Raw genomic sequence first — 18,088 nt, 5'->3', positions numbered from 1 at the left:
AATAATATGGCAGGCCGGGTAGAATAGTAGGTGAGTCTGGAGACTCAAGGGAAGGATGAAGAAGTACATGAGTAGTAATGTTATCGGAATTATAGGATTAGGCTTACTGGGCGGTTCACTAGCGAAGGCGTTATCGTTACATACATCATACCGGGTTGTCGGTTATGCTCGGCGTCAAAGTGTATGTGATAAGGCCATTGCTTCCGGAGCGGTAGCAGTGGCATATACATCGGTGGTAGATGTAGTTAAAGAAGCAGATGTTTTAGTATTTGCTTTACCGCCGGATATTAACGGAGTGGTATTCAACGAAGTCGCCCCTCTTATAAAAGAAGGAGCATTGGTTACGGATGTATCCAGCACCAAGCATAATTTTGTACAGGCTGTGTATAAATATTTGCCGTCACATGTGCGGTTTGTATCCATTCATCCTATGGCAGGATCGGAAAAGGGAGGCTTTGAGGAAGCCAAGGCTACACTTTTTGAAGGCTGTACATGGATTGTGATACATAGTGAAGACACTCCCGGTTGGTCTGATGATGGAGCTGCGGAGTTACGCCATTGGGGGGAGCTGTTTGGAGCACACATCGAAGAGATTACTATGGCAGAACATGATGCATACATGGCATCTATCAGTCATATGCCGCATTTGGTAGCCGGTATGGTTGCCACTGTAGCCGGCGGAGATGCAGACGGAGAACAACGGCTACGTCTTGCGGCTGGAGGATTTCGGGATATTACCCGCGTAGCCGGTGGAAACCCATCCATGTGGCGAGAAATAATTATGGGAAATGCCGAGTGTATTGATGCGGCATTGGCTTCATTGGAAGTAGAAATAAGCCACGTACGTCACCTATTGGCCGAGACAGATAGTGAAGGGATGGAAGCCTATCTAAAACGGGCTAAAAAAATCAGAGATACATTTGCTTCATTACTAGGAGGATATAATGAGCGTATTTGAGGAAACCTGTAAAGCGATTACGCCGAAGAATATAGCTATCGGCGATGCGGTTAAACGCACATGGGACGGAGTAGTCATGTACGGCAATTACGGTAAACTAGTGGATATGACGGCACAGTATGCGATGGCTACGAATCAGTCATTGGAGGATAATACCTTGCATATTCCTAAGCGATGCATGATTATTGCCAGTGCAGATCACGGAGTAGCCGAAATGGGGGTTAGCGCCTACCCACAGGATGTCACGGTAGGCATGACACAGAACTACTTAATACCTAAAGGGGCCGGTGCGAATGCGTTGGCCAATTACTGCGAAGCGGATATGGAAGTTATTGATGTAGGCATTGCGGCTGATATGTCTTGGGTACCGGGTTTGCGGCATGAAAAAATTGCTTACGGCACGAAAAACTTTTTGAAGGCACCGGCCATGACTAAGACTCAAGCCATTAAAGCTATTGAAGCGGGTATCGAACTGGTAAATGAAAAGGTTAAGGAAGGCTATAATGTATTCCTCGTAGGAGAAATGGGAATTGCTAATACTACTTCCAGTGCGGTAATGACAGCTAAATTTGCCGGAATTACTGCTGATGAAGCAACAGGACGAGGAACTAATATTTCCGACGAACGACTTAAGGTGAAACAAAAAGTAGTGCATGATGCCTTGATAAAATACGCTCATATTGATAAAAATGACGGACTTGGTATTTTACAATCTGTAGGTGGTTTTGAATTTGCTTGTATCACCGGTGTTATTCTAGGGGCAGCTGCACAGCATGCTATGGTAGTTATTGATGGCTTCAATACAACAGTATGCGCTTTGGTTGCTCATGCTATTGTGCCGGAAAGCATGGATTATGTGATGGCCTCTCATTTGTCGGCAGAAAAAGCGCATGTACGCGCTTTGAAAGTATTGGGTCTTGAAGCATATGTTGACCTTGGACTCTGCCTCGGTGAAGCCTCTGGCGGATCTATACAGATGGGGATGCTTGATTTGGCGGTGCGTATGTATAATGAACTGGAAGGAGGCGCCCAATGATGAGAGATTTTGCTATCGGGGCATTAAGTACGCAGGCTATGGATGCGTGCCAGTTGCGCATTGATAATTTAACAAAACCGATTTATAGTTTGGCACAACTAGAAAAGATTGCGGCGCGCATGGCTGGTATTTTTAATGTAGAACAGCCAAATCATGTGAAAAACGGTGTTATTATTTTTGCCGGTGATACGGCAGTAAACGGTCGTCAGAATTTAACAGGTGGCAAAGAAAGTCTTGCAGTTATGAAGCGGCTGGCTACGGGGAAAAGTGCTACTCATGCGGTAGCGGCAAAGCTATCGGCGCCGGTATATTTAGTAGATGTAGGTATGGAAGCAGATACGTCTTCTATTGATGGTATAGTGACGGCAAAGGTAAAAGCTGGTTCTGACTTTTTCGGCATGAGCCCTGCTATGACTGCGGAGGAAACTGAGGCGGCTATCGAGGTGGGCGCCGTTTGGGCAGATCGCATGCATAGTGAAGGAATTCAGGTAGTGGCGGTAGGCAATGTTGGTGAACGCGCTTTGCTATCGGCATTAGCGGTAACTGCAGCTGTTACAGAGTATCCTGTACGCCGTCTAGTCGTAAATAATGAATGTACCTTAACCTCGGATGAAAAAGTGGAACGTTTGACGGCCACCTTGCAGCGCTATAGTCTGTCACCGGAAAAACCGTTGCAGATTTTGGCTTCTGTGGGATCTCCGGATATTGCTGCCTTAACAGGATTTATTTTGCAGGCAGCAGCGCACCGTATGGCGATTGTCTTTGATAATGCGGTAACAGGTGCAGCTGTGTTGTTGGCCTCCTTATTACGCAAAGGGGTCACAGACTATGTATTCCAGTCAGCAGCCTATGACGATCCTGTTCACCAGGGGCAGATGAAATATTTAGGTATCAAGCCATATTTGTTTTATCATTTTACAATAGAAGAAGGCTTGGGGTCTGCCATGGGATTATCAGTAGTAGATGCCTCCCTGCATATGTTAAACGATATGAAAACTTTCGGTGAAGCAACAGTTACCGTTGCTGAAGACGGTCCGGGAAACAAACGCCAAGACGGTCGTTGATGAATATGAAATAAGAATTGTTACGGGAAGAAAAGCTAACGCTTAGGTAAGAATGCAGGTTGAAGTAAGAAGTAATACTTACTATAAAAATAGGGTCGCAGTGCATCGGTGGATGACTGCGACCTTTTCTGAATAATGTATAAGATTATTAATTTATAAGGAGATGAAAGCGAATGAAGGTATTACAAGGGCTGGCTTCTTCCGGCATCAGTGGGAATATGATGATAGGAGCTTTGCTTGATTTGGGATTTCCTTATGACGTCTTACAACAGGAGATTGAAAAACTACATCTGGCAGGCTATCATTTTGTTCATCGACGAGGGGAAAAGCTCGGGGTAGAGGGCATCTATTTTGATGTACATTTACATGAACATCCCCATGGATATGATAGAATCAGTGAGACAGTGTTGCCTAGTTCTAGACAGGTTCATCATAGTCATGGGCATGGTGGACATAGTCATGCTCGTGGCGAGGGGAATTACGGGCATAAGCATCTTACTCATGAACACAGCCATGGAGAACGACGAAGCTACACGGAGATAAAACAGATTATTGAAGGATCGGATTTGTCAAAATGGGTTAAAGAAAAATCGGTGGAAGCTTTCTACCGATTAGGCATGGCAGAAGCAGCTGTTCATAATAGCACATTGGAAGAAGTGCATTTCCATGAAGTGGGTGCTATTGATTGTATTATCGACATTGTGGGTACTATGATTGGCATGGAATATTTAGGCTATGAGGCTATTACTTTTTCTCCGCTTCATGTTGGCAAAGGTAAGGTGAATTGCGAGCACGGCTTAATGGATGTGCCAACACCGGCTACAGCAATGTTGCTACGTGAGTTTCCTACATATACGACGACAGTGACCGGTGAATTAGTAACACCTACGGGGGCTACTTTGGTCCAGACACTGAGTGCTGATGTTTCGACATGTCGAGATGAGGCGGCTATTAAAGAACAGGTAGGCCGTATGATGGCACTTTCTGATAGCGCAACACATAAGGGGGTAGGTCTGGGGACAATGAATTTGATAATTCCTAATGTGTTTACTCTGTTTGAAGTGTAACTGATGAAAGGAGATTCGCTGATGTCTGCGTACATCATGAGTAGTAGCACGATGATGCGAATCTCCAATCTTAAAAATTTTTAAAATTGGTGTTGACATAAATTAGGCTCTTTGTTATTATAATAAAGCAGTCAGGCAAGACAGTAAAAAATAAGAACGAAATAGAAATTTTCTTAAAAAGTGCTTGACAGTTTAAACGAAATGAAGTAAAATAAATTTCGTTGTGACATGCGGAAATAGCTCAGCGGTAGAGCACCGCCTTGCCAAGGCGGGGGTCGCGAGTTCGAATCTCGTTTTCCGCTCCATTTTTATTCCTCGATAGCTCAGTCGGTAGAGCAATCGGCTGTTAACCGATCGGTCGTAGGTTCGAGTCCTACTCGGGGAGCCAATATGCTTATACAGGTTTAACCTTTGTATATATAGGGGTATCGCCAAGCGGTAAGGCAACGGACTCTGACTCCGTCATTCCAAGGTTCGAATCCTTGTACCCCTGCCATTTCATGATCCATTAGCTCAGTTGGTAGAGCACCTGACTTTTAATCAGGGTGTCCCGCGTTCGAGTCGCGGATGGATCACCACTGTGGCCCGTTGGTCAAGCGGTTAAGACACCGCCCTTTCACGGCGGTATCGGGGGTTCGATTCCCCCACGGGTCACCAGCATGGACGATTAGCTCAGCTGGGAGAGCGCCTGCCTTACAAGCAGGATGTCGGCAGTTCGATCCTGTCATCGTCCACCATATCTCTTTGCACGAGTCTCTTCAGGAGGCTCGTTTTTTTGTACCCCGTTTTAATAATTATCGTTTTATTCTTATACAGCCTCGGTTATGTGCCGAGGCATTTTTATTAATTATCGGCTCATTATCTATTGACAGTACAGATAGATGTGTTTATACTTATCCATATTAACAGATGTAAAGTTTGTTAAGTTTTGCATATGCATGTAGAGGAAAGCCACGCCCGGACATGGCTGAATTTAGGTCTTTGGGTAATTAGATCATTAGGTAATGCAGAGGATAGGAGTATTTGTATGGCTGAATTAATTGCACGTCTGGATGGGATGAAGTTGCGTCCCTTTCATTACAAAATATTAATGGTATCTGGTTTGGGCTGGGCTTTTGATTCCATGGATACTGGGATTATTGCATTTTTAATGCCTCGGTTAATTCACGAATGGGGACTTAGTGGCGCGGAAGTTGGGTGGCTAGGTAGCATCGGACTTATTGGTATGGCTTTGGGGGCGGTCACATCAGGTACACTGGCGGATGTTATTGGACGTAAACGCGTTTTTGCGTGGACTGTTTTTTTATATAGTTTGGTAACGGCATTGTGCGCAGTAGCACCCAACTATGAATGGTTACTGATATTTCGTTTTTTAGTAGGTGTAGGACTAGGTGGGGAACTGCCTGTAGCGGCTACCCTTATGACAGAATATATCCCTACGGCTGTGCGCGGTCGATTTATTGTTATACTGGAAAGCTTTTGGGCCGTAGGATGGTTGTTGGCAGCGGCTATAGCTTATTTTCTTGTACCTCATACAGGATGGCGCTTTGCTTTTTTAGTTGGTGCGTTACCGGCATTATATATAGGTTTAATACGTGCCCATTTACCGGAATCAGTGCGTTACTTATTGCGCAAGGGACGAATAGACGAAGCTAGGGCAATTGTAACTGCCATTGAAGAGGAACAATGTCCGATTGCATCACATGTAGCAGTGGTAGCTAATCAGCGTAAGCGGAATAGTAAACTGCTTTCAAAGAATAATATGCTAGAGAGTAACATAATAGAAGTTAATAAAGCAGGCTCAATTGAAAAAGAAATGAAGTCACCTTGTACCGGTGTAGTTGAGAAAGATAATAACATAATTACGACTGATGCGAAGAAAGATGGTAAAGAAACAATTACAAAGGGGCCCGGAGCATTATGGCAGCCATCTTTACGTCGTCGTACAGTCATGCTATGGTTGGCTTGGTTCGGCATTGTATTCAGTTATTACGGAATCTTTATGTGGCTACCTTCTCTTGTGTATCAACAAGGTTTTTCTGTGGTGAAAACATCAGAGTATGTTTTCTTTATGACCATAGCACAATTACCGGGATATATGTGTGCTGCTTGGTTAGTAGAACATTGGGGACGTAAATATACATTGTCTGTCTTTTTGCTGGGCAGTGGTGTAGCTAGTTATTTTTTCGGCCATGCAGGAACGGTAACGGTGCTTTTAATAAGTGGTGCTCTGATGTCATTTTTTAATTTGGGTGCTTGGGGTGTTATGTATGCGTATACACCGGAACTTTATCCGACAGCTATTCGCGGGTTAGGTTGTGGTTGGGCTGCCGGTGTAGGACGTATCGGCGGCATGGTAGCCCCTATGTTAGTAGGTGTCCTGCTGACAGCACAATGGGACATGCGCCACATCTTCTATGTATTTGCTGCTATGTTTGTTATAATAGCGGTAGTAGTTATTACTCTAGGTACAGAAAGCAAACAGCGTTCGTTGGAGCAATTAGAGCACCAAGGAGTATAAATACTATCAAGAGATAGTATTTAAAATGGTAGTAAAATTATTGCTAAAAGATTAATATAGAGATAACTACATTAGTAAGAGGATAATAAAATTCTAATTAGAAGAGAGTTAAAAAGGGTATGAGCACAGCGATACTGAAATGGGAATAAGGAGATACTATGCGGAGTAAAGAACGACAACAGACAATTATCAGATATTTGGCGAAAGCGAATGCTCCTATTGCCGGTGGTGAATTAGCGGAAATGTGCGGTGTATCTAGACCGATTATTGTTGGAGATATTGCCGCTTTACGGCAGGAAGGCTATCCGATTTTATCCACTCCCAGAGGTTATACGATGACTATGCCCGGCAGTAGTAGTGTAAAGCGTATTATTGTATGTCGTCATGATGCAGCACGTGTGGAAGAAGAGCTTACCACTATTATTACTATGGGAGGAGTGATGTATACCATCGGCGTGGAACACGATGTGTACGGTCATATTGAGGCGTCCTTATATATCCGCACTTTAGAGGAGTGTCGGCAATTTATAGAAAAATTTGCTTCCTCGGCGAATCAACTGCTTAGCACCGTTAGTGGTGGTGTACATACTCACCTTATTGGTGCTGATACACCGGAACGGTTGTCCCTCATCATTGATACGCTTCGACAAAAGGGATTTCTTTACGAAACAGTTGTCTCATGATATACTGCTGATGAGGTATCGCTGACAGTTAAACGAGTGATATAGAAGGATAAAAAAGACACTGTCCGTGTGGACAGTGTCTTTTATGTTGTAGGTTACGGCGTATTATCTAGGAGAGTACAATGAAACAAATACAGCTGAGATGGATAGGCCTTACCGCAATTTTAGCGGTGGCAGCTGTCATAGCCGGTTATTTTGGCTGGTATCTACCGCGCCAACCGATATACACGGTTCGGTTATTACAAACAGCAGCCGATAAGAATGATGTAGCAACCATTTATGAGCATGTGGATGTGCGATCTATATTGGGACATGCCATCGATGACTGGGTGAGCTCTGATGAAGAGTTAAAAGCAAATCCATGGTCAGCAGCATTAAAGCCGTTAGCAAAAGAGGTAGGTACGGCATTAATAAAAGATGCGATTGCAAAGGAAGTGCATAAAAGGGCACAGAAGAAAACCGACCATGAGATGAAAGATCTTACCGGACATAGCAATGAAATGGAATGTGAATCTGTTGAAAAAAATGGAGAGGATCCTCTGGTGGGTGATATGGTACAGCTACGCCATTCTTACGCTATGGCGGATATTACTTTTTCATGGAAAGAAGTACAAATCACTACGGTAAAGGATGGAGTGGTGGATGTGCGAATTTCTGCTAAAGCTACTAATCCACCTGAAACAATACCTATCGTTCTTCGGATGCGACAATTAGAAGACGGTACATGGCAGGTTTATGAAATACCGAATATTATGGATATTGTGAAGCAACTTCAAGAGCGTAAAACAGCAGTTGACGACAAAGGGCGGACTTCTCTATAATAGATGAGATGTAATATAGTTGAAAAAGGAGATACTATGCGATTACGAAGAAAACCATGGATTGACGAGGCAATTCACGAGTATGATACACATGTGATTTTAAGTGATCACACATCGTATAAAGGGCATTGGAATACTGTGTTTACAAATCCGGAGAAACCACTGTATGTGGAGCTGGGCACCGGAAAAGGACGTTTCATCGCCGGTATGGCAGAGGCGCATCCGGAAGCCAATTTCCTCGGCTTTGAAGTACAGCTGGGTGTTTTATATTATGCAGCTCAAAAACTATTTGAAGCCGGGGCGGATAACGCGAAGGTAACGCTGTTTGATATTGCCGGTATTGAAGATATCATGGATCCCGGTGAAGTGAATCGATTTTATATTAACTTCTGTGATCCATGGCCAAAGGCGCGGCATGCGAAACGACGTTTGACGTATCACACCTTCTTGGACCGCTATGCACGGCTTTTAGGCCCTAATGGGGAAATCCATTTCAAAACAGATAATGAAGGTCTTTTTCTGTTTTCCTTAGAGGAGTTTAAGAACTCCGGTTGGACATTGAAAAATGTGTCTTATGATTTGCATAGTACGGACATACCGAATGTAAAAACAGAGTATGAAGAGAAGTTTAGCGCTAAAGGGCAGCCGATTTTCCGGTTAGAAGCAATCAAGCCCAAGGAGGCGTAATCATGAAAGAGGACGGTCAGGCTAAGGGCTTGCGCCGTGTGCTTCATAATGATGTGCAAGGTGTGTTCTTTGCCGTATTTTTATGGGTAATTATAGGTAGCATCAATATCTATAGTGCGACCTATGTGGAGGCCACCATTGATGGTAGTTTATGGGCAGGCTTCTTCGTTAAGCATTTGGTGTCATTAGTATTGGGATTTATTATTCTAATGGCTATGTATCGTATGGATTATCGGCGATTGCGCTCACAAAAGGTTCTTAACGGTATGGCAGTGGTGTTGGTTATCTTGCTGGTGGCCGTACTCGTTGGTGGTACTGTCGTTAATGGTGCACGGCGATGGCTACAATTCGGCCCGGTATCATTACAGCCTTCAGAATTTGCCAAGCTGGGATCGGTTATTTGGGCAGCAGCTTACGTAGAACGGCAGCGATGGAAGCAGAAATACATTCACTTCTTCGAGTATTACGAATTTGGTCGTAGTCCGGGAAGTAATGGACGCGTACCTTTTTTTGCACGCTTTTTGTTGATGCCCTTAGTATATGCACTGCTTACGATTTTACAACCTGATATGGGTACGGCGATGCTTATTTTGGGCTTTGGTGCTATACTGGCGGCTATTGGCGGTATCGGCTACATTCGACGCATACGTGGTCCTATGCTGTATGTAGCAGTGGGGGGAACGTTAGCGGTACTCGGTATTTTAAGTGCTTTGGTGTATTTATCACCATATCGATGGGAACGTATCCTTGCTTATATAGATCCATGGAGTCATGCGCAAGGCATCGGCTATCAGACTGTGCAAAGTCTATTAGCTGTAGGTTCCGGCGGTGTGCTAGGCCAGGGCCTAGGTAATGGCACGGCCAAGTATTTCTACTTACCGGAAGCGCATACAGACTTTGCCTTCGCCGTGTGGTCTCAAGAGACAGGTCTTGTAGGTTCTTTGGCACTGCTTGCCATTGTGTTGACCTTTACTTGGTACGGGCTACGTATTGCACAACAGGCCCGTGATTACTTTGGTGCATTTGTGGCATTTGGTATTACGTTAATTATCAGCGGTCAAGCGCTGTTTAATATGATGATGGTTTGCGGAGCCATGCCGGTTACTGGTGTGCCGTTGCCATTTGTATCCTATGGCGGTTCTTCATTAATGTTAAATCTGGGAGCCGTTGGAATTTTGGCCAGTATTGGGCGTTACAGCCTGGCGGCACAACAGTCACCGCGCGTTGGTACGCGGGGTGAAGCTCCGTCGCTTCGGGAAGAAACACTCAGTCGGTTTTCGGTGGAAGGTTCGTCGACTTCGCGTAGTCGCTAACGGAAAGGGGTAGTTAATCTATGAAAGACTTTATTGATGTGCAGGAACGCCCGTCGTTTGGGGCACTGTTACCACTTAGCTTCCAGCACGTATTCGCTATGTTCGGATCTACGGTGTTGGTACCATTCCTTTTGAAAGTTGATCCGGCAACAGCCTTGTTTATGAATGGTATCGGTACCTTGTTGTATCTCTTTGTATGTCAGGGAAAGATTCCTTCATATTTAGGCTCTAGCTTTGCTTTTATTGCACCGGTGCTATCGGTTATGGCAGCCGGGATGAGCTATGAAGCAGCGCAAGGTGGCTTTATTGCCTTTGGTGCCGCCTTCATTATCTTATCTATTATCGTACGTTTCGTTGGCATTAAATGGATTGATGTTATTCTGCCGCCGGCAGCTATGGGAGCCATCGTTGCCGTAATCGGTTTGGAACTGGCACCGGTAGCTATGGGGATGGCCGGTATTACCGGTGATCAGTGGCAAAGCCTGGGGATGACGCATATGCAGGTTGTAACGCTGTCTATGTTCTCTTTAGTAGTGACGATTCTCGGTACCGTACTTTTCCGGGGATTTTTTGCTGTTATACCGGTACTTATCGGTGTAGTAGCCGGCTATGTATTGGCAGCCTTTATGGGCGTTATTGATTTTGGTGCGGTGGCAGCTGCACCGTGGTTCTCTTTCCCGCATTTCTACGCACCGGAATATAATCTTAATGCAATTCTTATGATTATGCCGGCCTTATTTGTTGTATTTGCGGAACATGTAGGACACTTAGTGGTAACCAGTAACATTGTGGGCCGAGATCTCATGCAGGATCCGGGGCTAAAACGTTCTTTGTTGGGCGATGGTATTGCTAACATGTTATCCGGTTTCTTCGGTGCTACACCGAATACGACCTATGGTGAAAATATCGGCGTATTAGCTATTACGCGCGTATTCAGTGTGTACGTTATCGGCGGTGCGGCCGTATTGGCTATTCTCTTTTCCTTTATAGGTAAAATTGCAGCTCTTATCCATGCTATTCCGGTACCGGTAATGGGTGGTGTCAGCATTTTGCTTTTTGGTATTATCGCAGCTTCCGGTTTGCGTATGCTGGTAGAACGTAAAGTAGACTACACAAGCCCGGCTAATTTAATTCTTACTTCCGTAGTACTTATTACTGGGGTAAGCGGTGCAAAGGTTGCTATTGGACCGGTAGTATTACAGGGGATGGGACTTGCTACGGTAGTAGCTATTCTTATTAGCTTAGCATTCACTATTTTCCGCAAAACCGGCTTGGGAAATAAGCAATTAAATAGAAAATAAAAAATAAAGAATAAAAGATAAAAGGACGACTCACTTCGTAAGCAGATTATTTGTAAGATGTAAATGCTGTGAAATGAGTCGTCCTTTTATTTTTTTATAGTTTGCTTGGTCATATGTGTTGTTGTACATAATCAATAAAAGCTTGAACAGCTTTGCGCTGCGGTTTGTGCGGATGATAGTAGAGATTTGTTTCGCGTTCAATCGCTATTCCATCGTTCCAATATAACGGTTCAATGCGTATATCGTCGGCAAAGTACTCCAATCCTGTATATGGAAGAATAGACCAACCAAGATTTTTCTGAATAAAACGGCGACAGGTTTCCATGGTATCCAGATACAAACCACTATTAGGAGGGGTAGTATAATTTTGTTCCCACCAAGTATCCATGATGGCATATAGGGAAGGATCAGTAGTGTATCGAATTTGTGGGATGGAAGCCAACCTATTGCGATTGCAGTGTTTTGATGTGACGAGGCAAATCGGTTCGGAGCGAAGAAAAATTTTTTTTACCCGTTGGTGCATGGTTACTAAATTTCTATGGCTCGGTGAATGGTTTCACACCCATTTGGATTTGCACGTATTTCCACCTTTGGTGGCAATGGCGCTATTACTTCTTTTGACTATGCTTATTCGTTATTTCTTCGCATCTACGATTACCTATGTTGTTACCTTGGTACCGGTTATATTTATACTGGGGCAGGTGTTTGGATTACCGGCGATTCCTTTGCTTTTATTGGTAGCGGCATCGGCACAGCTAGCCAGTCTTATGACACATTACGGTAATGCTGTAGGACCGCTTCTCTTTGGTGCCGGGTATGTACCGGAAAGTCGTTGGTGGTTTACAGGTCATATTATTGCATTTTACTCCATGGCAGTGTACTTTGTAGTCGGCTTGGCATGGTGGAGTGTACTTGGCCTTTGGTAACTGTAGTCATTGATATAATTAGTTTTTATTATGCTTTTGATTTTGAATTACATATACTGCTAAGAACATAGAAACTGCTGATCTGGGTAGGCGGCAGACTCCATGTTGTTATAAAATGAGAGGTCCATATATCTCAGTGGTCATATTTATTGAATGATACGCTTTTGATATATGGACCTTTCTTGCAATACGTAAGTTGGCAGTAGAGATATAAGGAGTTCTTTCTATGGCTTCTATGCTTCTTAAGTAGTTCAGTATATACCCCCCTCATGACATTTATACCGAGTATCCGTATACTATAAACAGAATAATAAGTAAGAACATGTGCCTTTGTAAAAGAGAGAGTACAGAAGCACAGATAAGGAGATTATGATGAAAAAAAGTAAACGTATGCAATGGCTACTGGGGAGTGCTTTGGCAGGAACGTTAGTGATTGGCTCCGCAGGATTTGCTTTAGCGGATACAAATGATACAACCGGTGTTTCCTGTATGACGGGAGCAAACGGACAACCGATGAACGATGCACAGCATCGTTCAATGATGAATCGTATGATGGGATATATGCAGGGGATGATGCATGGCAACGGTCAGGGAATGATGAAGGGGCAGACTATGCATCGGTCAATGATGGATGGCAACGATCAAGGCATGATGCAGTCGATGATGTCCGGTATGCATGGCATGATGCACCAGCATATAGCTATTCAATATAAAAATGTAGCTCAAGCAGAGCGGCCGTTGGCAATTCCGCCTATTCTGACACCTACAGAGCAAGAGGGGAATCATGTAACCTATTCTTTGACAGCGCAGCAAGGCGAAACAGAGTTATTAGATGGGCATCGAACACAGTCCTTGGGTTATAACGGAGCTATGCTGGGACCGGTACTACGGTTAACAAAAGGGCAGCAGGTGACGATGAAGTTATCCAATCGGCTTGACGAACCGACGACATTTCATTGGCATGGCTTGAAAGTAGATAGCGATGCTGATGGCGGTCCGCATAATGCAGTGCAGCCCGGCGAAGATAAAACAGTACAGTTTACCGTCGATCAGCAGGCGGCTACCTTGTGGTATCATCCGCATTACATGGGGAATACGGCGCGGCAGGTATACCAAGGTTTAGCAGGACTTATTTTGGTAGAGGATTCGCAAGAGACTGCCTTACCATTGCCACGAACGTATGGTGTCGATGATATACCTTTAGTGATACAGGACCGTTATTTTACGGAGGATGGACGCATCGATTACAATGCAGTGTCAAATCCGGATGGCACACAGGGAGATGTGCTTATAGTAAACGGTACAGTGAAACCGTATATTACGACAAAGTCGCATTGGGTGCGCTATCGTATCGTCAATGGATCGAATGCATCCAACTTTGATGTAGCTTTGAGCGGTCACCATAACTTTTATCAAGTCGCTTCGGACGGAGGTTTGCTGACAAGACCGGTATCGCTTACAACGCTTCGCCTCAGTCCGGGAGAACGGGCAGAAATCGTAGTGGATATGAGTCAGTATAAGGTGGGAGAAATAGCACAGGTTACGGTAAATGGTGCTACGGCACTAGCTGTGCGCATAGCTGATGTGGCTGATACGGTTGCTTTTTCACCGGATATGGCACTGACGACGATAGCACCGTTGCCGGAGTCAGACACATTAGCTACGCTACCGCGCAAGCATATTGAATTGCAAGGTATGGGGCCGATGGTATCCATCAACGGACGAACCTTTTCTATGGAACGAATTGATGAACAGGTTGTATTTGGTACACAGGAAATTTGGGAAGTGACGAATCCATCGACGATGATGGGAGGCATGATTCATCCTTTCCACATGCACGGTGTACAGTTCCGTATTCTTTCGCGCAATGGTCAAACACCGCCGGCGCAGGAGCAGGGATGGAAGGATACGGTACTGGTTAATCCTGATGAAAAGGTAGAATTATTGGTACGATATGAGCGTAAAGGAGTATTCATGTTCCACTGCCATATTTTAGAACATGAAGAAAATGGTATGATGGGACAGTTCGAAGTTAAATAAACGGTACATAAACATATGCCATAGATATATCGCATAGATACAAATTATATACGACGTAAAGAAGGAAAAACGACGATGAAGAACGAATGTAGTAAAAATATAGATTTTCATCGTCGTTTTTTTAGTTGCTTATGATAGCTTCATGTAATAGGTGTATACTTAATGTATAAAGAGCAAAAAAGTATATTTATATTGGCATGAAAGAGAGGTGAAGTAGTGCTGTATTTAGTAATTGGGGGTATTATCCTCGTAAGTATTGAAGCCTTGGTGCCGGGTTTCGGGCTGTTTGGGGTAGCCGGTGTCAGTGCGTTGCTTTGGGCGTTGTATTTGTGGTTAGGTGCTACGGTGGAAGCAGCTATGACGGTGGCGGTGCTGGCTGTTTCCAGTATGCTAATAGGCTTTTGGCTTATATCAAAGTTCCCTGACAGTCGCATTGGTAAGCTACTGACCCTGCAATGGCGGTCGACGACGGATAACGGTTATGTAGGCAGTGAGCCTAAGGCGGATCTACTGGGGAAAACCGGTGTTGTACAATCGGTACTTCGTCCGGCTGGTCGAGCAATTATTGACGGCGAACCGGTAGATGTTGTGTCGGACGGTGAATTTTTTGAACCAGGTACGAAAATCCGTGTAGTGGATGTAACAGGCGGGCGCGTTGTAGTGCGTCGTAATGCAGACTAAATAGTGATAGGTTTATGCGTAGTGTAGAAGGAGGCTTTTATGTTTGAGCTAATGAATGTCAGTTTTATTTTTGTTGTAGTGGCCATTGTTATAATCGTGTCACTATTTCTTCATTTTGTACCGTTAGGCTTATGGATTTCCGCATTGGCGGCCGGTGTCAATGTAGGTATTTTTACATTGGTAGGGATGCGTCTTCGTCGTGTTTCGCCGTCGCAAATAGTTTTGCCTTTGGTAAAGGCCAATAAAGCGGGACTGGGTGTGAATGTAAATCAGTTGGAAGCGCACTACTTAGCCGGCGGTGATGTAGACCGTGTAGTAGATGCACTTATTGCAGCCGAACGCGCTGCGATTCCACTTACCTTTGAACGGGCGGCGGCTATTGATTTAGCCGGACGAGATGTACTTGAAGCGGTTCAGATGAGTGTTAATCCAAAGGTTATTGAAACACCGATTATTTCTGCCGTCGCAAAGAATGGCATTGAGTTAAAAGTGCGGGCACGGGTAACGGTGCGTGCTAATATCGATCGCTTAGTAGGCGGTGCAGGCGAGCAAACGATTATCGCCCGTGTCGGTGAAGGGATTGTTACTACGGTAGGTTCATCCGAAGAACATACAGATGTCTTGGAAAACCCGGATCATATTTCTCGTACGGTTCTCACTAAGGGGCTTGATGCGGGATCGGCATTTGAAATCTTGTCCATTGATATTGCAGACGTTGATGTAGGACGTAACATCGGCGCACAGCTTATGACGGATCAGGCAGAGGCAGATAAGAAGATTGCCCAGGCTAAGGCGGAAGAACGACGTGCCATGGCCGTGGCTAAAGAACAAGAAATGCGGGCGTATACACAGGAAATGCAAGCGAAGGTCGTGGAAGCACAGGCTGAGGTACCGCAGGCGTTGTCGCAGGCGTTGCGTGAAGGTAATATGGGCGTTATGGATTATTATAATATGAATAATATTATGGCAGACACTAAGATGCGTGAAACCTTGGCAGTCGGAGACAACGAAGAATTATCTACCAGCGGTAGTGATGGAAATAAATAGAGGTACTGTGTATGGATATCATCGTATTGATTGTACTCTTCCTGTTGGGGGCGGCCATTTTCGGTAAAAGAAAGAGGCAGTCCGCTCCACCGGAGGATACTGCGAATGGAGAAGAACCGATGACATGGGAAGAGATGGAACGACACTACGGACTTTCTATGGAACCGCGTACAAATGAACAAACTACAGCGAATAAAAATACAGCAAAGTCTGATAGGCTAACGTTAGATACATCAGAAGGCGATACGGTAATGCATACCAATCACAGGCAGTCAATGGAAACATCCGGTTACGGCGAGGACTCCGGCCTATCAAAAGAGGTGGAACGGTATCGCAGGTATATGAATCGCAAAGTGGATGACCAAAGCGATGAGACCGTGGTAGCAAGGGATGACAGAAGAAGACGGCAAGCACTAACGTGGTATGGTGATCGTGAAGCTGCAGCATCACAGCGTGCTGTCTTGACGCAGAAACGTCTGACCGGTACTGTGCGAGACGGTGTCCTATGGTCGGTAGTATTGGGACCGCCGCTGGCTAAGCAAGGACAGTATAGGAGAAAGAGATAAGGAGATAAAGAACACTATGAAACAATACACATGGCATTATGGTGAAGGAGAGTTAACGTTCTCCATAGATGAACGGCGTATAGCCGCAGAATTGCACATGGCAATTACACCGGTACTGGATAATCCGGTGCAAGCTGTTAAGAATGGATTGGATCACCCCATTGGCAGTAAACCCTTACGTGAGCTGGTACATCCCGGTGAAACTGTGGCTATTTTAGCAAACGATCCTACGCGAGTAGCCAATTCGCATGTATTTATGCCGGTATTATTAGATTACCTTAATGAAGCGGGCATTCCGGATAGCCATATGACGATTGTCTTTGCATTGGGGACGCATCGTCGTATGACTGAAGAGGAGATGATTGACTCCGTCGGAGCTGAGGTAGCCGGGCGTGTGAAAATGATTAATTCTTATGCCAAGGATAGTGATGATTTTGTGGAGTTAGGGACGACCTCCTTTGGAACACCGGTGCGCTTTCACAAGGCTTGTGTGGAAGCCAATCATATCATCTGTACGGGGTCGGTAGTTCATCATTTCTTTGCCGGTTACGGCGGTGGACGTAAGGCACTTTTGCCGGGGTGTGCGGAGTATGAAACAATCCGAAAGAACCACAGTTTGATGCTGAACCCGGCAGCAGAAATTGGTCGCCTTGAAGGTAATCCGATTTACGAGGATCAGGTGGAGGGGACGGAAATGTGTCGCCCTACTTTCTTGCTTAACGTGGTGCTGAATGAGGCGGCGGAATTCACCGGTGTATTCTGTGGCGATTATATTGAGGCGCATAAAGAGGCTTGTCGCTTTGTGGACTCGCAAAATGGGGTACGCATTACGGAGAGCACGCCTATTGTCATAGCTACCTGTGGTGGTTATCCTAAGGATATTAATATTTATCAGATGCAAAAAACTATGGATAATGCGGTGAAGGCAGTCGCACCGGGTGGTACGGTCATTCTTATGGCGGAGTGCCGTGAAGGTTCTGGGTCGGCCATTCTCGATGAAACAGTGCGAAACTTTGACAGTATTGATGCTATTGAGGAGTCAGTGCGTGCTGATTTTCAAATTGGACGACACAAAGCCTATGCGGTGACGCGATTGATGAAAAAAGCTGATTTTTATCTTATTTCATCTTTGGATGATGCGTATGCGCGACAAGCTTTTTTCACGCCGGTACACTCTGTGGAAGAGGCTTTGGCTTTGGCGGATAAGAAATATGGTAGCGACGCTAAAATTACATTGATGCCGTATGCATCATATACGGTGCCGCTTTTACGATAGGTGATGAAAAGTAAAAAAGAAGGCCTCTTAATGAGACCTTCTTTTTTTGAATATATTGTAATGCACATAATCTAGGAAAATGTTCGAATCGTAGATACATT

The 18,088-nt window shown here is 44.8% G+C and carries 17 protein-coding genes and 6 tRNA genes; 22 read left to right on the top strand and 1 reads right to left on the bottom strand.

Annotation, left to right across the window (positions count from 1 at the left end; translation table 11 throughout):
• The first annotated feature begins 55 nt into the window (after positions 1 to 55).
• The 16 genes from Q5873_RS01255 to uraA all read left to right on the top strand — a co-directional run bounded on the left by Q5873_RS01255 (position 56) and on the right by uraA (position 11,451).
• Positions 56 to 958, top strand: a complete 903-nt coding sequence (locus Q5873_RS01255; RefSeq protein ID WP_288189806.1) for a prephenate dehydrogenase — start codon at positions 56 to 58, stop codon at positions 956 to 958.
• Positions 945 to 1,994, top strand: coding sequence for a nicotinate-nucleotide--dimethylbenzimidazole phosphoribosyltransferase (locus Q5873_RS01250; protein ID WP_288760816.1), 1,050 nt, complete (start codon positions 945 to 947; stop codon positions 1,992 to 1,994). Before Q5873_RS01255 ends, Q5873_RS01250 begins: the two co-directional genes overlap by 14 nt.
• Complete coding sequence (locus tag Q5873_RS01245; RefSeq protein WP_308525866.1) at positions 1,991 to 3,058, top strand: nicotinate-nucleotide--dimethylbenzimidazole phosphoribosyltransferase; 1,068 nt, start codon at positions 1,991 to 1,993, stop codon at positions 3,056 to 3,058. Before Q5873_RS01250 ends, Q5873_RS01245 begins: the two co-directional genes overlap by 4 nt.
• Before the next feature lie 173 nt (positions 3,059 to 3,231).
• Positions 3,232 to 4,125 carry a nickel pincer cofactor biosynthesis protein LarC gene (locus Q5873_RS01240; RefSeq protein ID WP_288189804.1) on the top strand — a complete coding sequence of 298 codons (894 nt, stop codon included), beginning with the start codon at positions 3,232 to 3,234 and terminating at the stop codon, positions 4,123 to 4,125.
• 230 nt (positions 4,126 to 4,355) lie between these two features.
• A tRNA-Gly gene (locus Q5873_RS01235) sits at positions 4,356 to 4,430 on the top strand.
• A gap of 7 nt (positions 4,431 to 4,437) precedes the next feature.
• A tRNA-Asn gene (locus Q5873_RS01230) sits at positions 4,438 to 4,513 on the top strand.
• Positions 4,514 to 4,546: 33 nt separating this feature from the next.
• A tRNA-Gln gene (locus Q5873_RS01225) sits at positions 4,547 to 4,621 on the top strand.
• Positions 4,622 to 4,627: 6 nt separating this feature from the next.
• Positions 4,628 to 4,703: transfer RNA gene (locus Q5873_RS01220), tRNA-Lys, on the top strand.
• 4 nt (positions 4,704 to 4,707) lie between these two features.
• Positions 4,708 to 4,782: transfer RNA gene (locus tag Q5873_RS01215), tRNA-Glu, on the top strand.
• Positions 4,783 to 4,786: 4 nt separating this feature from the next.
• Positions 4,787 to 4,862 (top strand) — tRNA-Val (locus Q5873_RS01210).
• 290 nt (positions 4,863 to 5,152) lie between these two features.
• On the top strand, positions 5,153 to 6,646 hold the full coding sequence (locus Q5873_RS01205; protein ID WP_288189803.1) for an MFS transporter: 1,494 nt from the start codon (positions 5,153 to 5,155) through the stop codon (positions 6,644 to 6,646).
• A 158-nt stretch (positions 6,647 to 6,804) separates the two neighbouring features.
• Complete coding sequence (locus Q5873_RS01200) at positions 6,805 to 7,329, top strand: transcription repressor NadR (RefSeq protein ID WP_288189802.1); 525 nt, start codon at positions 6,805 to 6,807, stop codon at positions 7,327 to 7,329.
• Positions 7,330 to 7,451: 122 nt separating this feature from the next.
• The gene (locus Q5873_RS01195) at positions 7,452 to 8,150 is read left to right on the top strand and encodes a hypothetical protein (protein WP_303058977.1); all 699 of its coding nucleotides are present in this window, start codon (positions 7,452 to 7,454) and stop codon (positions 8,148 to 8,150) included.
• A gap of 36 nt (positions 8,151 to 8,186) precedes the next feature.
• Positions 8,187 to 8,837: a tRNA (guanosine(46)-N7)-methyltransferase TrmB gene (trmB, locus tag Q5873_RS01190; RefSeq protein ID WP_288189800.1), complete on the top strand. Its 651-nt coding sequence runs from the start codon at positions 8,187 to 8,189 to the stop codon at positions 8,835 to 8,837.
• Positions 8,838 to 8,839: 2 nt separating this feature from the next.
• On the top strand, positions 8,840 to 10,150 hold the full coding sequence (locus tag Q5873_RS01185; protein WP_288189799.1) for an FtsW/RodA/SpoVE family cell cycle protein: 1,311 nt from the start codon (positions 8,840 to 8,842) through the stop codon (positions 10,148 to 10,150).
• Positions 10,151 to 10,170: 20 nt separating this feature from the next.
• Positions 10,171 to 11,451, top strand: a complete 1,281-nt coding sequence (uraA, locus tag Q5873_RS01180) for a uracil permease (protein WP_028254584.1) — start codon at positions 10,171 to 10,173, stop codon at positions 11,449 to 11,451.
• A gap of 109 nt (positions 11,452 to 11,560) precedes the next feature.
• Here uraA and Q5873_RS01175 read toward each other — a convergent pair whose 3' ends face one another.
• Positions 11,561 to 11,974, bottom strand: coding sequence for a LysR family transcriptional regulator substrate-binding protein (locus Q5873_RS01175; RefSeq protein ID WP_303058976.1), 414 nt, complete (start codon positions 11,972 to 11,974; stop codon positions 11,561 to 11,563).
• Between Q5873_RS01175 and Q5873_RS01170 the strand changes: the two genes are divergently transcribed.
• The 6 genes from Q5873_RS01170 (at position 11,865) to larA (ending at position 17,987) form a co-directional block, all read left to right on the top strand.
• Entirely contained in the window at positions 11,865 to 12,377 is a 513-nt protein-coding gene (locus tag Q5873_RS01170) for an anion permease (RefSeq protein ID WP_303058975.1), read from the top strand. The two genes, Q5873_RS01175 and Q5873_RS01170, sit on opposite strands and share 110 nt — an antisense overlap.
• Positions 12,378 to 12,749: 372 nt before the next feature.
• Complete coding sequence (locus tag Q5873_RS01165; protein WP_303058974.1) at positions 12,750 to 14,417, top strand: multicopper oxidase family protein; 1,668 nt, start codon at positions 12,750 to 12,752, stop codon at positions 14,415 to 14,417.
• 216 nt (positions 14,418 to 14,633) lie between these two features.
• Entirely contained in the window at positions 14,634 to 15,098 is a 465-nt protein-coding gene (locus tag Q5873_RS01160) for an NfeD family protein (RefSeq protein WP_288189795.1), read from the top strand.
• A gap of 51 nt (positions 15,099 to 15,149) precedes the next feature.
• A complete protein-coding gene (gene floA, locus Q5873_RS01155; RefSeq protein WP_205087999.1) occupies positions 15,150 to 16,145 on the top strand; it encodes a flotillin-like protein FloA in 996 nt (331 codons plus the stop codon).
• An 11-nt stretch (positions 16,146 to 16,156) separates the two neighbouring features.
• On the top strand, positions 16,157 to 16,711 hold the full coding sequence (locus Q5873_RS01150) for a hypothetical protein (protein WP_288189794.1): 555 nt from the start codon (positions 16,157 to 16,159) through the stop codon (positions 16,709 to 16,711).
• A 16-nt stretch (positions 16,712 to 16,727) separates the two neighbouring features.
• Complete coding sequence (gene larA / locus Q5873_RS01145) at positions 16,728 to 17,987, top strand: nickel-dependent lactate racemase family protein (protein ID WP_288189793.1); 1,260 nt, start codon at positions 16,728 to 16,730, stop codon at positions 17,985 to 17,987.
• Positions 17,988 to 18,088 lie beyond the last annotated feature (101 nt).

Origin of the sequence: Veillonella magna (assembly GCF_959600285.1) — a bacterium.
GTDB lineage: Bacteria > Bacillota > Negativicutes > Veillonellales > Veillonellaceae > Veillonella_A > Veillonella_A magna.
Note: the sequence above shows the minus strand (reverse complement) of the source record. Positions and strands in the feature narration are given on the sequence as shown.